This window comes from Actinosynnema sp. NPDC037264, assembly GCF_055603705.1.
Genome location: NZ_JBVJVK010000086.1, coordinates 1 through 16,465 on the forward strand (window position 1 = coordinate 1; position 16,465 = coordinate 16,465).

Below are 16,465 nucleotides of genomic sequence, written 5' to 3' on the forward strand. Positions count from 1 at the left end.
AAACGCTCGGCTGGGACACCCCAGCCGAGCGTTTGGCTAAGCTCCTGACCTAAGCCAGTTGATCAGTTGTGTTGCGACGACCCCTGGAATCCGCCCTCCCCGCCGGGGGCCGTTCCCGCGTCCGCCGGCGGTCACGTCCGCGTCACCGCCGGAAGAAGCACGACGCGAAGCGCCGCCCCGGGGGACGGGGCGGCGCTCCGGCTGGAGCGGACTACGGGTTGACGGTGATGGTGAACGTCGACGTCCGGTTGCGGATGTTCTCGTTGTTGTTGCTGAACCGCAGGTTGTTGAAGGTCACCGAGCCGACCGCCGGGCCCTGGCCCGCCTCCGGCAGCTCGTTGGCCCACAGGCCCATGCCGGACTTGTGCTCGAACTGGTCGCCGCTCAACCGGGCCCCGGAGATCGAGATGTTCGTCAGGACGGTGTCCTGGATCGGGTTCTCCGGTGTCGTCCCGTTGTACTTGGTCTGGAACATGATCCCGGCGTACGTCGGGTCGATGATGTCGACGTCGTCGACCCGGATGCCCCGGAACGGCTTCGACGCCGAGAACATCCAGATCCCCGGGAACGTCTGCCCGTTCCAGAAGTGCCCGCCGGTGCGCACCAGCGTGATCCCGCTGAACGTCGTAGGCTCCGGGCCGAAGCCGTTCATCGGGTAGCCGAAGTCCAGCGAGCTGATCGTGACGCCCGAGTAGGTCAACGTGTCGGCGATGTAGATGTTGCGGAACGTGTTCAGGAAGCCGCCGTACACCGCCAACCCGGCCGCGCGCCAGGTCGTCAACGACGACAGGTTCTCGTACACGTTGTTCTTCTCGTCCGCGCCGCCGGCGTCGATCGCGGAGAACAGCGCGAAGCTGTCGTCACCGGTCGAGCGCGCCTCGATGTTGGCCACCCGGTTGTCCGTGCTGCCGTTGGTCATGTTGATGCCGTCGGCGAACATGTTGCGGATCCGGGAGTCCTTGATGGTCATGAAGTCGGTGTTCGCGCCCCAGTAGAGGCACACCATGTGCTCGGCCCAGATGTTCTCGATGGTGATGTTCGCGACGTTGGAGAAGTCGAACACCTTGCCGGGGCCGTCGATGCGCGAGGTGTAGTTGCCGAAGAACGCGAACCCGCTGAACGTCGAGCCGTTCACCGACTGCTCGGCCCGGAAGCCCGCGTCGGTGTTCTCCTGCGTGGTCGGCACGACGAACTTCGTGAACCACGGCCCCGCGCCGATCACCCGCACCGGCTTGCCGTACACCTGGAACTTCTGCGCCGTGGTGTACGTGCCGGCCGGCAGGTACACGCCGAGCAGGGTGCCGCTGGTGTCCATGCGGAACCGGTCCAGCGCGTTCTGCACGTCCTGGTGGCCGAACCCGGTCGGCGTGAGGTACCGGGCCGGGTCGGGGTTGGCCCGCGCCACCGCGTGCTCGAAGTCGACGAAGTCGATGGCGTAGTTGGTGGTGTTCGCCGCGTCCTTCTGCAGCTTGATCTTCGTGCCCGCCGGGAACGTGCCGTTGAGCATCACGTTCGCCTCGTCGTAGATGTGCCGCGGCCCACCAGCGCCCGGCGAGTTGCCCGGTGACGCCTCGTTGCCGTAGAGCCAGATGTGCCGCGAGTGCAGGTCGATCGCCTTGTGGAACGCCCCGTTGACGTAGACGTTCAGCGTGGCGCCGATGCCGCCGCCGCCCGCGGCGTCCGGGATGGAGAAGCGGGTGACGAGGGTGTTGGTCGACCCGCTGGTGGTGAACTCGACCGACGAGCCGGTGCTGTTGAGCGTCACCGCGCGCCGGCCGGACGCCTCGCCGGCGAGGTCGCCGATGGTGCGGTTGGGGCCGATCTTCTGCGCGCCGCCCGCGGTGACGGCGTCCTCGGCCTCGACGTGCTCCCACGGCACGTTCGCGCCGCGGCCGACGAACAGCGACTGGGTGGTGCGGTTGTTCGCCTGCCGCGCGGCGATCTCGTTGGCGTCCACCGCGACTTCGGTGCGCAGCGTGTACTTGCCGTTGACGGCGGCCCAGGAGCCCAACGTGATCGGCGCGGCCGACTGGCCCGGCTGGATCGCGCCGGTGTGGCTGCCGGTGAACGTGCGCACGGTCGCGCCGGTGGTGGCGTTGAGGAGCGTGAGCGTGACGCCGTGCGCGCCGCTCGCGGTGGCGATCGAGCCCTCGTTGCGCAGCACGGCGGTGAAGGTGGTGTTCTGGCCGTTGGCCGGGTTGTTCGGCGAGAAGCTCAGCGCGCCGACCAGGTCCGAGCTGGGCACGGGCGTGACGACCAGGGCGCTCGGGTGCAGCAGGGCGTTGTTGGCCTCGTTCTGCTCGACGACCTTCTTCGTCTCGTCGACCTTCGCGGTGTAGGAGTAGGACCCGGAGCCGCGCGGGCCGATGTTCGCGGTGACGGTCGCCGACGCGCCCGCCGCGAGGGCGCCGACCTGGGCCGTGCCGACGGCGTCGGTGCCGAGGAAGAACGTCACGTCGGTCGCGCCGGACGCCGCCGTGCCCGCGTTGCGCACGGTCGCGGAGAGCGTGATCGGGTTCGTCTCGACCGGGCTCGTCGGGGTGAACGACGTCGCGCTCACCGTCAGGTCCGGGTTGGGCGCGGCCACGCCGAACACCTGGAACTCGGCGACCTGGCCGCCGGGCGCGCCGGTGTTGGACGTGACGCGCAGCTGCACGTCCGCGACCCGTGCGGACAGCGGGATGGTGACCGTGTTGCCGGAGGCCGGGTTGAACACGTAGTCGCGCGCGGACACCAGGTTCGTGAAGCCCGAGGCGCTCTGCTCACGGCCCAGCACCTGGACGTTCTGCGTGCGGGTGCCCCAGGCCGAGGCGGGGTTGAGCTTCAGCACGACCGAGCTGAGGTCGGAGTTCGAGCCGAGCTGGGTGGTCAGCGTGGTCGGGTAGGTCGCGCCTTCCCAGTAGGTGTTCACGTCGTCGTCGTTGGCGTTCGCGGCCACGAAGTCGAACACGTGCGAGGAAGCCGTGATCGGCCTGCCCTTGGCCAGGTTCGCGCCGGAGCCGGGGGAGCCGGGCCGGGTGACGGAGCCGCTCGGCGGCGACTGGTTGCCCGCCGCGTCCTTGGCGATCACGTGGTAGGTGACCGCGACGCCGTCCGGCTGGGAGTCGGTGTAGGTCAGCACCGTGCCCGCCAGGCTCGTGCGCAGCGCGCCGTTGGCGTAGACGTCGTAGCCGGTGACGCCGGTGTTGTCGGTGGAGGCCGACCAGGTCAGCCTGATCTGCCCGGACTGCGGCGAGGTGTAGGCGAGGTTCGTCGGCGCGGACGGCGCCTGCGTGTCGCCGGTGGTCGGGCCGTGCAGCTCGAACTCCGAGACCTGACCGGCGGGCCACGCGGTGTTGCCGGTGATCAGCAGCCGCACGAACCGCGTGGTGGTCGCGGTGAACTGGATCGTCACCGTGTTGTTCGAGGTCGGGTTGAACGCGTGCTGCGCCGACGGGACGAGGTCGCCGAAGTTCTGGCCGTCGGTGCTGTGCTGCACGGCCAGCGTCTGGGTGCGCGCGCCCCACCCCGCCGTCGGCAGCTTGAGCACGACCCGGTCGACCTTGACCGCCGCGCCGAGGTCGGCCCGCAGCCACTGCGGGAACGCGTTGTTGGCGCTCTCCCAGTAGGTGGCCTGGTTGCCGTCACCGGCGTTGGACGCCTGGTAGACGTCGTTGTGGCTGCTCGCGCTGTACGTGGCGGCGAGCTTGGCGGTGACGTCGGCGGCCTGGCGGACGTCGATGTCGCGGACCTGCGCGCCGTCCACGCGCACGTAGCGCACCAGCGTGGGGTCGAACTCGAACGCCTGCTCCTCGCCCCGGCGCGGCGCAGACGGCACGAGGGTGGCGAACCCCTTGCCGTCGAGGCTGGTCTGGACGGAGAACGTGGTGTCGTCGTCCGGCAAGGACAGTCGGACCTGGTCGATGCGGGTCGGTCTGCCGAGGTCGAGCACCCCGGCCGACGGTTCGGCCTGAGCGGCAGGGGTGCTCAGGGCGAACGCGGTGAGGCTCAGTGCGAGCAGTGAGGCGGCAAGGCGCGAACGGGCGCGTGTCGTCGTTGACATGGTCGTGCTGGCCCTTCTCTTAGGGCAGTTCCGGGCGCTTGTCAGAAAGTTCCGCATACTTGTCGATTTCTTGCGTAACCGGATCGCAGCGTTGCAGAGCCCCGGCGGGAAAGTCAACGGTCAGACGCCCGAGTAGGCCATCCGTACGAACCCGGTTGGCACGCCGATGGCGGCCCTTGGCGCGGGTCGGGGTGTTCGGTCACCACCGGCTGGGTGTCGGGGGTGTGCTCCCGTGGCGCCACGGCGTTCATCCACGGCGTTCACGCACGCCGCCACCCCGTTCCGGGCCGTTGCGGGGATCTAGACTGGTGATCATCTGGGGAGGTGGCGGTGAGCGACCCGAAAGCGGCGTTCGCGCAGGCGCTGGCGCGGTTGCGGGGACGGTTGCCCGACCTGTCCGACGAGGCGGTGGCCCGGCGCGCCAGCGCGGTCGTGCTGCCATCCGGGCGACGGGTGGCGGTGAACGCCCGGCGGTTGGGCGAGTGGGTCGGCGGCCAGTCCGTGCCCCGCGACTTCGACGGCGTGCTGGCGGTCGCCCTCGCGACCGGCGGCGTGCCGAAGCTCAACGACCTGCGCGAGCTGTGGCGCGCCGCCCACCAGGACCGACGGGTCACGCCCAAGTCCGGGCGCGTGGTGGTGGGACGGCCGCCGAGCGACGCGGCGGCGTTGCGCGACCGCGCCGAGCTGGCCGACGCGATCGACACCGCCTTACGTGAGGGGGACGTCCGCCAGGTCCTCCTCACCGGCCCCGGCGGCGTGGGCAAGTCGCAACTGGCCATCGCCGCGTTCCACCGCGCCCGCGCCGACGTGCTGGTCTGGGTCGGCGCCCGGACCAGGCAGTCGGTGCTCGCCGGCTACGCGCGCGCCTGGCGTGCGCTCAAGTCCGCCGCGGGCGCCGACGACGAGGCGCAAGCCGACCTCTTCCTCGCCTGGCTGCGGTCCACCACCACGTCGTGGCTGGTGGTGCTCGACGACGTGGACGACCCGGCGGAGCTGGCCGGCCTGTGGCCCGCCGGCGACGCGGGCCGGAGCCTGGTCACCACGCAGCGCCGCGACGCGTCCCTCCTGCGACCGGACGCGCGGGTGATCGCCGTCGGCATGTTCGACCCGGACGAGGCCACCGCCTACCTCTCCGCCCGCCTCGCCGTCGACCCGAGGCACGACCGGGAGCACCTGGCCGCCCTCGCCGACGCCCTCGGCCGCTTCCCGCTCGCGCTCTCGCAGGCCGCCGCGTTCCTCATCGACAGCGGCACCGACGTGCCCGCCTACCTGGCCCTGCTGGCCGACCGGCGGCAGCGCGTCGCCGACCTGTTCCCGCTGACCTCACCCGCCGACGAGCACCACGACACCGTCGCGGGCACCGTGCGGCTGGCGGTGGAACGGGCGCAGTCCCTGGCCGCCGACGCGGTGGACCTGCTCGGCCTGATCTCGGTCCTCGCGCCGGACGGCATCCCCGAGGCCGTGCTGCTCGACGGCGGCCGCAACCTGGCCGCCCTGCGCGCGCTGCACCGGCTCAACCTCGTCACCCACCACGGCCGGGTCGAGGCGCACGCCCTCGTCCAGCGCGCCGCGCGCGACCTGGTGCCGGACCTGGCGCCGGTCGCCGTGACCGCGGCCGACGCGATCGAGCGCGAGTGGTCCACCGCCGACGCCGACACCGCCGCGGCGCTGTACCGCAACGCCGAGGTCCTGCGGTCGGTCGCGGGGGAGCACCTGTGGGACGGCGGCATGCACCCCGTCCTGCGCCGGCTCGGCCGCCACCTCGCCGAGATCGGCAGGCTCGCCGCGGCGCGCGACGTCGCGACGGAGCTCCTGGCCCGCGCGACCGACCCGCGTGACGTGGTCGTCCTGCGCACCCAGGTGGCCAAGGCGATCGGCGACCTCGGCGACGCGACGACCGCCCTGGCCCACTTCGGCGAGATCCGCGCCACCGCCGAACGGGAGCTCGGCCCCACCGCCGAGGACACCCTGTGGGCCCGCTTCCACCAGGCCTCGTACCGCCTGGAGACGGGCCTGATCGAGACCGCGCTGGCCGAGCTGACGTCCCTGGTCGAGTCCTGCGACCTGCCCGCCGCCCACCCGCTCGTGGTGGCCGCCGAGGACGACCGGGCGCTGTGCCTGGGGCTCTCGGGCGACCTCGCCGGAGCCCGTGACGCGGCGAGCCACCTCGTCGCGGTGCTGCGCGAGGAACTGGGCCCGAGGCACCAGCGGACGTTGCGCGCGATGCTCGGCCTGGGCAGGTGGATCGGCGAGACCGGCGACGCCCGGCTCGCCGTGGCCACGTACCAGCAAGCCGTGGACGGCTTGGCGGAGGTGGCCGGACCCGCGCACCACGACACGTTCATCGCCCGGCACAACCTCGCCTACTGGCGTGCCGAGGCGGGCGACCTGACCCGGGCGATCACCGAGTTCCACACCGCTGCCGCCGACGCCGAGCGGGCCCTGGGCGAAGGCCACCCGACCACCCTCACCTACCGGTCCAACCTGGTGTTCTGGCAGGGCGTGGCGGGCGACCCGGGCGCCCTGGACGACCTGACCGCCCTGCGCCACGCGGTGGAGCGGGTCTTCGGCCCCGACCACCCCCGCACGCTGCGGATCCGGCAACAACGCGCCCACCTCCTGCACCGCGCCGGACGACGCGACGAGGCGGTCGACGAGCTGCGCGCCGTGCTGGCGGAGATGACCGGCGTGCAGGGCGAGAACCACCCGCGGACGAGGGAAGCCGCCGAACTCCTGGCGAGCTGGCAGAGCACCCACCCGGCCGACGCGAAGGCCCGCCGCCCGGAGTGACCGGACGACGGGCCTTCGCGCCGAACGAGCGGGGACCTAGGTCCGCCGCACGATGATCCGCTGCAGGGCGATGAACGCCAGCAGCAGCGCACCGATCACGATCTTCGTCCACCACGACGACAGCGTGCCCTCGAACGAGATCAGCGTCTGGATCGTGCCCAGCACCAGCACACCCACCACCGAGCCGATCACGAACCCGACGCCGCCGGACAGCAGGCTGCCGCCGACCACGACCGCCGCGATCGCGTCCAGCTCCATGCCCACCGCGTGCAGGCTGTAGCCGGAGAGCATGTAGAGGCTGAACAGCAACCCGCCCAACGCCGAGCAGAACCCGCTGATCACGTACACGCCGATCTTCACCCGCGTGGTCGCCAGGCCCATCAGCCGCGCCGACGACTCGCTGCCGCCCACCGCGTACACCGTGCGCCCGAACCGCGTCAGGTGCAGCACGTACACCGCCGCCAGCACCGCCACCAGCGCGATCACCACCCCGTAGGTGATGGTCACCCCGCCCGGCAGCTCGATCGACCCCGTCGCCAGGTCGCGGAACGTCGGATCCTTGATCGACACCGACTCCACGCTGATCACGAAGCACAGCCCGCGGGCCAGGAACATGCCCGCCAGCGTCACGATGAACGGCTGCACGCCGAACCGGTGGATCACCCAGCCCATCGCCAGCCCCAGCCCGGAACCGGCCGCGAGCACCGTGAGCACCACCAGCCACACCGGCCACCCGGCCTGCAACGCCGCCGCCGCGATCATCGTGGACAACGCCACCACCGACCCGACCGACAGGTCGATGCCGCCGGTCAGGATCACGAACGTCATCCCGACCGCGAGCACGATCAGGAACGCGTTGTCGATGAACAGGTTCGCCATCACCTGCCCGGACGCGAACCCCTCGTACCGCACCGAGCCGACGCCGAACGTCGCCACGAACACCACGAACGTCGCGATCACCGGCAGGAACCGCTTCGGCACGTTCACGCGCCCACGGGACCGACCGGGCGCGCCCGGCGCGGCGACCTCCGGCTCCACGACCACTGTCTGCTGCTTCACGCGGGCACCCCTTGCTTCCCACGAACCCCACGAACCCGAATCCGGACCGGCGCCTGCACCAGGCACACCGCGATCACCACGACCGCCTTGAAGACCAGCGTGATCTCCGGCGCGATGCCGATGGTGTAGACCGTCGTGGTCAACGTCTGGATGATCAACGCGCCGAGCAGCGTGCCGGTCAACGAGTACCGACCGCCGGCCAGCGACGTGCCGCCGATGACGACGGCCAGGATCGCGTCCATCTCGATCCACAGGCCGGCGTTGTTGGCGTCCGCCGCGCTCACGTTCGAGCTGATCATCAACCCGGCCACGGCCGCGCACAGCGCCGCGAACACGTACACCGTCCAGATGATCGTGCGCGCGCGCACGCCGGCCAGCCGCGACGCCGACGGGTTCACCCCGACCGACTCGATCAGCAGCCCCAGCGCCGTGCGCCGGGTCACCAGCGCGACCAGGCCCAGCACCGCCAGGCTGATCAGGATCGCGATCGGCAGCACCACGAACCCCGCGCCCACCTCGCGGAAGGTCGGCGAGTCGACGGTGACGATCTGGCCCTCGGTGATCAGCATCGCGATGCCGCGACCGGCCGTCATCAGCACCAGCGTGGCGATGATCGGCTGGATGCCCAGCACCGACACCAGGAACCCGTTCCACAGCCCCAGCACGCCGCACAGCACCAGCGCCAGCCCCATGCCGGTCCACGCGTCACCGCCCGAGGCGATGTACGTGCACGTCACCGCGCCCGCGATCGCCGCCACCGCGCCCACCGACAGGTCGATGCCGCGGGTCGCGATCACCAGCGTCATGCCCAACGCGATCAGCAGCGTCGGCGCGCCGTTGCGCAGGATGTCGATCAGGCTGCCGTACAGGTGCCCGTCCTGCAGCCGCAGGGAGAAGAACGACGGCGTCACCACCACGTTCAGCACCAGCAGCGCGACCAGTGCCAGCACCGGCCAGAGCAGTCGGTTCTTCACGACGCCACCGCCTTCCGCACATCCGCGTCCACGCCGTGGTCGCCGCCGCCCGCGATGAGCTCCATCACGTCGTCCACGCCCACCTCGCCGTCCAACTCGGCCACCTTGTGCCGGTCGCGCATCACCACCACGCGGTCGGACACGCGCACCACCTCCTCCAGCTCGGCGGAGATGAACAGCACGGCCATGCCCTCCGCGGCCAGGTCCGCGACGACCTTCTGGATCTGCGCCTTCGCGCCGACGTCGATGCCGCGCGTCGGCTCGTCCAGGATCAGCAGCTTCGGCTCGGTCACCAGCCACCGGGCCAGCAGCACCTTCTGCTGGTTGCCGCCCGACAGGTTGCCGACCGCGCGGTCGGGGTCGGCGGGCCGGATGTCGAGCAGCTCGATGTACTTGGCGACCAGCTCGTCGGCCAGCTTGCGCGGCACCGGCCGGGCCCAGCCGCGCGCGGCCTGCATCGCCAGGATCAGGTTGTCGCGCACGCTCAGGTCGGCCACGATGCCCTCGGCCTTGCGGTCCTCCGAGGAGAACGCGATGCCGGCCTCGATCGCGGCCCTCGGCCCGGTCAGCTTCAGCGGCTTGCCGTTCACCAGGACTCGGCCCGAGTCGGCCTTGTCCGCGCCGAACAGCAGCCGCGCCACCTCCGTGCGGCCCGAGCCGAGCAGCCCGGCCAGCCCGACCACCTCGCCCGACCTGACCTCCAGGTCGAACGGCGCGACGGAACCCTTGCGCCCGACGCCCTCGGCCACCAGGAACGCCTGGCCCGGCGTGCCCGAGCGGCGCTCGATCTCCTCAAGCACGCCCATCTCGCGGCCGAGCATCGCCGACACCAGGTCGATGCGGCTCAGCGAGGCGGTCATGTGCTCGCCGACCAGGCGGCCGTTGCGCAGCACCGTCATCCGGTCGGAGATCTCGTAGACCTGCTCCAGGAAGTGCGTCACGAACAGCACCGCGACACCCTCGTCGCGCAGCACCCGGATGATCCGGAACAGCTCCGCGACCTCGTCCGCGTCCAGGCTCGACGTCGGCTCGTCCAGCACCAGCACCCGCGCGTCCACCGCCACGGCCCGCGCGATCGCGACGAGCTGCTGCACGGCGATCGGGTGGCTCTCCAGCGCCGAGCCCGGGTCGATGTGCAGCCCGATGCGCGCCAGCAGCTCGGCGGCGCGGGCGCGCATCGCCTTGCCGTCGATGCGGCCGAACTTGCGCGGTTCGCGCCCGAGCAGGATGTTCTCCGCCACGGTGAGGTTCCCGCACAGGTTGACCTCTTGGTACACCGTGCTGATCCCGGCGGCCTGCGCCTGCGCGGGAGCGTGGAACGACACCGGCTCGCCCGCGTAGCGGACCTCGCCCGCCGCGAGCGCGTGCACGCCCGTCAACGCCTTGATCAGCGTCGACTTGCCCGCTCCGTTCTCACCCATCAGCGCGTGGACCTCGCCGGGGAACAGCCGGAAATCCACCTCTTGCAGGGCTTTCACTCCGGGGAACTCCACCGAGATGCCCCGCATGTCGACGACCGGCTCGGTCACCGGACAACTCCCCTCACGCGGACCCTCACCACAAGAACCTCACGACAAGACCCTCACACGAAAACGACGGGAGCGGCCCCCGCCACCACACCCGGAGGGTGGCGGGGGCCGCGGCTTCGGATCAGTACTTGCGGTTGGGCAGCTCGGTCTTCGCCTGCTCGACGGTGAACGTGCCCTCCTCGGTGACGACCCGCGGCGGCACCTCCTCGCCCGCGACGACCTTCTTCGCCAGCTCCATCAGCTGCTTGCCGAGCAGCGGGTTGCACTCGACGATGAAGTTGATCTCACCGGCGGCCAGCGCGGTCATGCCGTCCTTCACCGCGTCCACGGTGATGATCTTGATGTCCTTGCCCGGCACCTTGCCCGCGGCCTTGATCGCCTCGATGGCGCCCAGGCCCATGTCGTCGTTGTGCGCGTAGACCACGTCGATCTGCGGCACCGACTTCAGGAACGCCTCCATGACCTGCTTGCCGCCCGACCGCGTGAAGTCACCGGTCTGCGTGGCCACGACCTTCAGGTCCGTGCCCGCGATGGCGTCCTCGAAGCCCTTCTTGCGGTCGATCGCCGGCGCCGCGCCCGTCGTGCCCTGCAGCTCCACGACGTTCTTCGCGCCCGCGGCGTTGGCCTTCAGCCACTCGCCGGCCTTCTTGCCCTCTTCCACGAAGTCGGAGCCGAGGAACGTCTTGTACAGCGACGTGTCGTCGGAGTCGACCGCGCGGTCGGTCAGGATGACCGGGATGTTGGCGCGCTTGGCCTCCAGCAGCACCGCGTCCCAGCCGGTCTCCACCACCGGGCTGAAGGCGATGACGTCCACCTTCTGCTGGATGTAGGACCGGATGGCCTTGATCTGGTTCTCCTGCTTCTGCTGCGCGTCGGAGAACTTCAGCTCGATCCCGGCGGCCGCGGCCTCTTCCTGGATCGACTTGGTGTTGGCGGTGCGCCAGCCGCTCTCGGCGCCGACCTGGGCGAAGCCCATCGTGATCTTGCCGTCGTCGTTGGCCTTGCCGGTCGACCCCGCGTCCCCGGACCCGCCGGACCCGCACGCGGTCAACGCGGCCAACAGGACCGCGGCGGCGGCGGTCGTGATCTTCTTCAACACTGGTCTTCCTCCGTGTGAACCCGAGACACTGACGGGATCGGCGAACCGCGTGACGGTGGTCACCTGGGGCACAAGAGTGAACGCTCACAATCGGCCCGTCAACCCCCCGGAAACGTCAACTTCGCATCCTTGACACGTTTGTTAGGCCGGTCGTATGTTAGCGCTCACTTTTGTGACCCAACACACCGCGACACCCGGATGCCCTGTTCATCCGCGGCCTCGTGCCGCGCGCAAGACGAGAGCGACTCCCCAAATGGTCACCCTTCGTCATCGTCCACGCACTCTCGTCGCGGCCCTGGTCGCGACGGTGGCCGCGGCGGCGTTGAGCGCTCCGCCGGCATCCGCCGCCGACGGCCTCGTCCTCCACTACCCCCTCACCGAAACCGACGGCGCCGTCGTGGCCGACACCTCGGGCGGAGGTCGCAACGCAACCGTTATCGGCGACGCCACCCCCGGCGGTCCTGAAGGCCTTCAGTTGGGCGGCGTCAACGGCCACGTGAAGCTGCCCGACAACGTGCTGCGCGGTCTGACCGAGGTCAGCGTCTCGCTCCAGGTGCGGATCGCGCCGGACCAGGCCACCCCTTACTTCATCTACGGCCTGGGTAACTCCTCGGGCACGGCGGGTAACGGCTACCTGTTCACCACCGGCAACGCCTACCGGACGTCCATCGCCACGGGCAACTGGTCGACGGAGCAGACCGCGACGGCGGGCCGCAACCTCGCCAGGGGTGTCTGGAAAACGCTTACCTACACGCTCGCCGGCGGCACCGCCGTGCTGTACGAGGACGGCGTCGAGGTCGCGCGCAAGACCGGTGTCACGATCACCCCGGCGATGATCGGCGGCGGCACGACCACCGCGAACTACCTCGGCCGCTCGGTCTACAGCGGCGACCGCCACCTGAAGGGCGCGGTCCGCGACTTCCGCCTCTACGACCGCGCGCTCACCGCGGCCGAGGCGCACGACCTGGGCTTCGTGCCGGACGACGAGCGCGGGAGGCGCGACCTGGCCGCCATCGACCTCGGCGACACCACCGCCGTCACCGCGGACCTGACCCTGCCGACCACCGGCCCGTACGGCTCGACGGTCACCTGGCGGTCCAGCGACCCCGCGGTCGTCTCCACGACCGGTGTCGTGACCCGTCCCGCACCCGGTGGTGAACCCGCGACCGTGACGCTCACCGCGACCGCGTTCGGGCAGACCCGCGACTTCCAGGTCACCGTGCGCCCGCAACTGACCGACGACGAGAAGGTCGCCGAGGCCGACGCCGCGCTCGTCGTGTGGGACGAGGACGACATCCGGGGCAACATCACCCTGCCGACGACCGGCCTGCACGGCACCTCGATCACGTGGAAGAGCAACAAGCCCGGGATCATCACGACCACCGGCGAGGTCACCCGGCCCGCGTTCGGCGAGAAGCCGGTGAAGGTGCAGCTCACCGCGGAGATCCGCGCGGGCGAGGAGACCACCCGCAAGAAGTTCAAGGTCACCGTGACGCCGCTGCCCGAGCGGCAGGACTACGAGGGCTACCTGTTCGGCTACTTCACCGGCGAGGGCTCGGCCACCGGCGAGCAGGTCTACCTCGCCGCGAGCCGCGGCAACGACGCGCTCGAGTGGGACGAGCTGAACCAGGGCAAGCCCGTGCTGACCTCCTCGCTGGGCGACAAGGGCGTGCGCGACCCGTTCATCATCCGCTCGCCCGAGGGCGACAAGTTCTACCTCATCGCCACCGACCTGAAGATCCACGGCAACGGCAACTGGGACCTGGTGCAGCGCAAGGGCAGCCGCCACATCGAGGTCTGGGAGTCGACCGACCTGGTCAACTGGGGTCAGCAGCGCCACGTGCGGGTCTCGCCCGAGACGGCGGGCAACACGTGGGCGCCCGAGGCGTACTACGACGAGTCGATCGGCGCGTACGTGGTGTTCTGGGCCTCGAAGCTCTACGCCGAGAACGACCCCGAGCACACCGGCAACACCTACAACAAGATGCTGTACGCGACCACGCGCGACTTCCGCACGTTCAGCGAGCCGCAGGTCTGGGTCGACCCGGGCTACTCGGTCATCGACTCGACCGTGATCAAGCACGGCGACGAGTACTACCGGTTCACCAAGGACGAGCGGAACAACACGTCGACCACGCCGTGCAGCAAGTTCATCCTCGCCGAGAAGTCCGCGCAGCTGCGGGACACGTCGTACGACTTCGTCGCCGACTGCATCGGCAAGGGCTCGATCAACCAGGGCGAGGGGCCGACGGTCTTCAAGTCCAACACCGAGGACCGCTGGTACCTGTTCATCGACGAGTTCGGCGGCCGCGGCTACGTGCCGTTCGAGACCACGGACCTCGCGTCGGGCAAGTGGACCCTCGCCACGGACTACCAGCTGCCCAGCCGTCCCCGGCACGGCACCGTGCTGCCCGTGACCAAGGCCGAGCTCGACCGCGTCCGCGCCGCCTTCCCCTGACCCCGCACAGGAGCACTGGAGGACGCATGTCCCGCGTTGTGATGGCCGCGGTGGTCGCCGCGAGCCTGCTCATCGCCGTGCCCGGCTCGGGCTCGGCCGCCGACTCCGACTACACGCTCACCATCGACCCCGCCGCCAGGGGCGCGACGATCGACGACACCATGTACGGCGTCTTCTTCGAGGACATCAACCGCGCCGCCGACGGCGGCCTGTACGCCGAGCTGGTGCAGAACAGGTCGTTCGAGTACAGCACCGCCGACAACGCCGCCTACACGCCGCTCACCGGGTGGGCGCCGACCGGCGGCACGGTCGAGGTGGTCGACGACGACGCCCGCCTCAACGAGCGCAACCGCAACCACCTGCGCCTCGGCCTGCCCGCCGGGGTGGTCAACTCCGGGTACAACACGGGCGTCAACGTGGAGGAGGGCAAGCGCTACGACTTCTCCGCCTGGGCCCGCACGGACCAGCCCGGCGGCACGCCGGTGCACGTGGGCCTCACCGACCCGGGGGGCGAGGACCTGGCGCCGCCGCTGGCGGTCCGGGTCACCGGTGACGGCTGGACCAAGTACACCGGTACGTTCACCGCGCGCGAGTCCTCCACCGCCGGCCGGTTGCTGCTGGACGCGGGCGGCACGGGCACCCTGCGGCTGGACATGGTCTCGCTGTTCCCGCGGGACACCTTCAAGGGCCACGGCCTGCGCAAGGACCTGGCGGAGAAGATCGCCGCCCTCGAACCGGGCTTCGTCCGCTTCCCCGGCGGGTGCCTGGTGAACACCGGCAGCCACCACGCCTACGAGGCGCCGAACTTCGAGCGCCGCCGCTCCTTCCAGTGGAAGGACACCATCGGCCCGGTCGAGCAGCGCGCCACCAACTGGAACTTCTGGGGCTACAACCAGTCCTACGGCCTCGGCTACTACGAGTACTTCCAGTTCGCCGAGGACATCGGCGCCATGCCGCTGCCCGTGGTGCCCGCCCTGGTCACCGGCTGCGGCCAGAACCGCGCCACCGACGACCCCGCGTTGCTGGCACGGCACATCCAGGACACCCTGGACCTGATCGAGTTCGCCAACGGCCCGGCCGACTCCACGTGGGGCCGCAAGCGGGCCGAGATGGGCCACCCGGAGCCGTTCGGGCTCACCCACCTGGCCGTGGGCAACGAGGAGAACCTGGCCGACGAGTTCTTCAGCCGGTTCACGCGGTTCCGCGCCGCCATCGAGGCCGAGTACCCGGACATCACCATCGTCAGCAACTCCGGCCCGGACGACGCCGGCGCCAACTTCGACCGGTTGTGGCAGCTCAACCGCGACGCGGGCGTCGACATGGTCGACGAGCACTACTACAACAGCCCGAGCTGGTTCCTGGAGAACAACGACCGGTACGACGGCTACGACCGCAACGGGCCGAAGGTGTTCCTCGGCGAGTACGCCTCGCAGGACAACCGGTACTTCAACGCGCTGGCCGAGGCCGCGTTCATGACCGGCCTGGAGCGCAACGCCGACGTGGTCAAGCTCGCCTCCTACGCGCCGCTGCTCTCCAACGAGGACTACGTGCAGTGGCGGCCGGACATGATCTGGTTCAACAACCACGCCTCGTGGGGCTCGACCTCGTACGAGGTGCAGAAGCTGTTCATGACCAACGTGGGCGACCACGTCGTGAAGAGCACGGCCTCCGGCACGCCGTGGAGCCCGACGCCGATCACCGGGGCCGTCGCCCTGTCGTCCTGGGCCACCTCCGTGGCCTACGACGACGTGAAGGTCACCTCCGCCGACGGCCGCGAGCTGTTCGCCGACGACTTCTCCGCCGACCGGGGCAACTGGACGGGCAACGGCGCCGGCGACTGGGACGTGGTGGACGGGCGTTTCGTGCAGTCCGACACCGCCGCGACCAACCCCCTGGTGACGGCGGGCGACCCGACCTGGACCGACTTCACGTTCAGCGTGAAGGCCACCAAGCTGTCCGGCAGCGAGGGCTTCCTGATCCCGTTCGCGGTCAACGGCACGGGCAACCCGTTCTGGTGGAACCTGGGCGGCTGGAACAACACCCGCTCCGCGGTCGACGGCGGCAACTCCTCGCGCGTGTTCCACGCCGACGGCACCACGATCGAGACCGGTCGCACCTACGACCTGCGGGTCGAGGTCCGCGACCGGACGGTGAAGCTGTTCGTCGACGACGTGCTGTGGGCGGAGTTCACCGACGAGGCCACCAAGAACCCGGAGCCGTTCCGCCAGGTGGTCACGCGCGACGAGGCGACCGGCGAGCTGATCGTCAAGGTCGTCAACGCGCGGTCGGAGCCCGCCCGCACGAAGATCGACCTCGGCCGGGGCACGCGGGTGGCGCCGATCGCGAGGGCGACCGTGCTGGAGGGCCTGCCCGACGACGTGAACACCGAGTTCGCCCAGCCGGTCAAGGCCAAGCGGACGCAGGTGCGGGTGTCGAACTCCTTCACCCACACGTTCCCGCCGAACTCGGTCACCTTCCTCCGCATCAAGGACCGCCGTTGATCACGCCGCCCGG

8 protein-coding genes are annotated in these 16,465 nt (G+C 70.5%); 3 read left to right on the forward strand and 5 right to left on the reverse strand.

All coding sequences use genetic code 11. The features are described 5' to 3' along the window. Positions 1 to 211 precede the first annotated feature (211 nt). Positions 212 to 4,042, reverse strand: a complete 3,831-nt coding sequence (locus tag ACZ7GX_RS42425) for a discoidin domain-containing protein (RefSeq protein WP_498785977.1) — start codon at positions 4,040 to 4,042, stop codon at positions 212 to 214. A gap of 330 nt (positions 4,043 to 4,372) precedes the next feature. On the opposite strand from ACZ7GX_RS42425, the gene ACZ7GX_RS42430 reads away from it, so the two are divergent. Continuing rightward, complete coding sequence (locus ACZ7GX_RS42430) at positions 4,373 to 6,832, forward strand: tetratricopeptide repeat protein (RefSeq protein WP_498785979.1); 2,460 nt, start codon at positions 4,373 to 4,375, stop codon at positions 6,830 to 6,832. Positions 6,833 to 6,868: 36 nt separating this feature from the next. On the opposite strand, the gene yjfF is transcribed toward ACZ7GX_RS42430, so the two are convergent. The 4 genes from yjfF to ACZ7GX_RS42450 all read right to left on the reverse strand — a co-directional run bounded on the left by yjfF (position 6,869) and on the right by ACZ7GX_RS42450 (position 11,493). Beyond that, the gene (yjfF, locus tag ACZ7GX_RS42435) at positions 6,869 to 7,819 is read right to left on the reverse strand and encodes a galactofuranose ABC transporter, permease protein YjfF (protein WP_498786008.1); all 951 of its coding nucleotides are present in this window, start codon (positions 7,817 to 7,819) and stop codon (positions 6,869 to 6,871) included. A gap of 68 nt (positions 7,820 to 7,887) precedes the next feature. Next, positions 7,888 to 8,865: an ABC transporter permease gene (locus ACZ7GX_RS42440; RefSeq protein ID WP_230572986.1), complete on the reverse strand. Its 978-nt coding sequence runs from the start codon at positions 8,863 to 8,865 to the stop codon at positions 7,888 to 7,890. After that, positions 8,862 to 10,373 (reverse strand): sugar ABC transporter ATP-binding protein, encoded by a 1,512-nt coding sequence (locus tag ACZ7GX_RS42445; protein WP_498786010.1) that lies wholly within the window; start codon positions 10,371 to 10,373, stop codon positions 8,862 to 8,864. Before ACZ7GX_RS42445 ends, ACZ7GX_RS42440 begins: the two co-directional genes overlap by 4 nt. 142 nt (positions 10,374 to 10,515) lie before the next feature. Then, complete coding sequence (locus ACZ7GX_RS42450; protein WP_498785982.1) at positions 10,516 to 11,493, reverse strand: ABC transporter substrate-binding protein; 978 nt, start codon at positions 11,491 to 11,493, stop codon at positions 10,516 to 10,518. A gap of 475 nt (positions 11,494 to 11,968) precedes the next feature. Between ACZ7GX_RS42450 and ACZ7GX_RS42455 the strand changes: the two genes are divergently transcribed. Beyond that, positions 11,969 to 13,951 carry an immunoglobulin-like domain-containing protein gene (locus tag ACZ7GX_RS42455; protein WP_498785984.1) on the forward strand — a complete coding sequence of 661 codons (1,983 nt, stop codon included), beginning with the start codon at positions 11,969 to 11,971 and terminating at the stop codon, positions 13,949 to 13,951. Positions 13,952 to 13,977: 26 nt separating this feature from the next. Further along, positions 13,978 to 16,452, forward strand: coding sequence for an alpha-L-arabinofuranosidase family protein (locus ACZ7GX_RS42460; protein ID WP_498785986.1), 2,475 nt, complete (start codon positions 13,978 to 13,980; stop codon positions 16,450 to 16,452). Positions 16,453 to 16,465 lie beyond the last annotated feature (13 nt).

Excerpts from the sequence above, each read along its gene's own strand:
- ACZ7GX_RS42425 (WP_498785977.1), bottom strand. The coding sequence starts at position 4,042 with ATGTCAACGACGACACGCGCCCGTTCGCGCCTTGCCGCCTCACTGCTC.
- ACZ7GX_RS42445 (WP_498786010.1), bottom strand. The coding sequence starts at position 10,373 with ATGCGGGGCATCTCGGTGGAGTTCCCCGGAGTGAAAGCCCTGCAAGAG.
- ACZ7GX_RS42460 (WP_498785986.1), top strand. The coding sequence starts at position 13,978 with ATGTCCCGCGTTGTGATGGCCGCGGTGGTCGCCGCGAGCCTGCTCATC.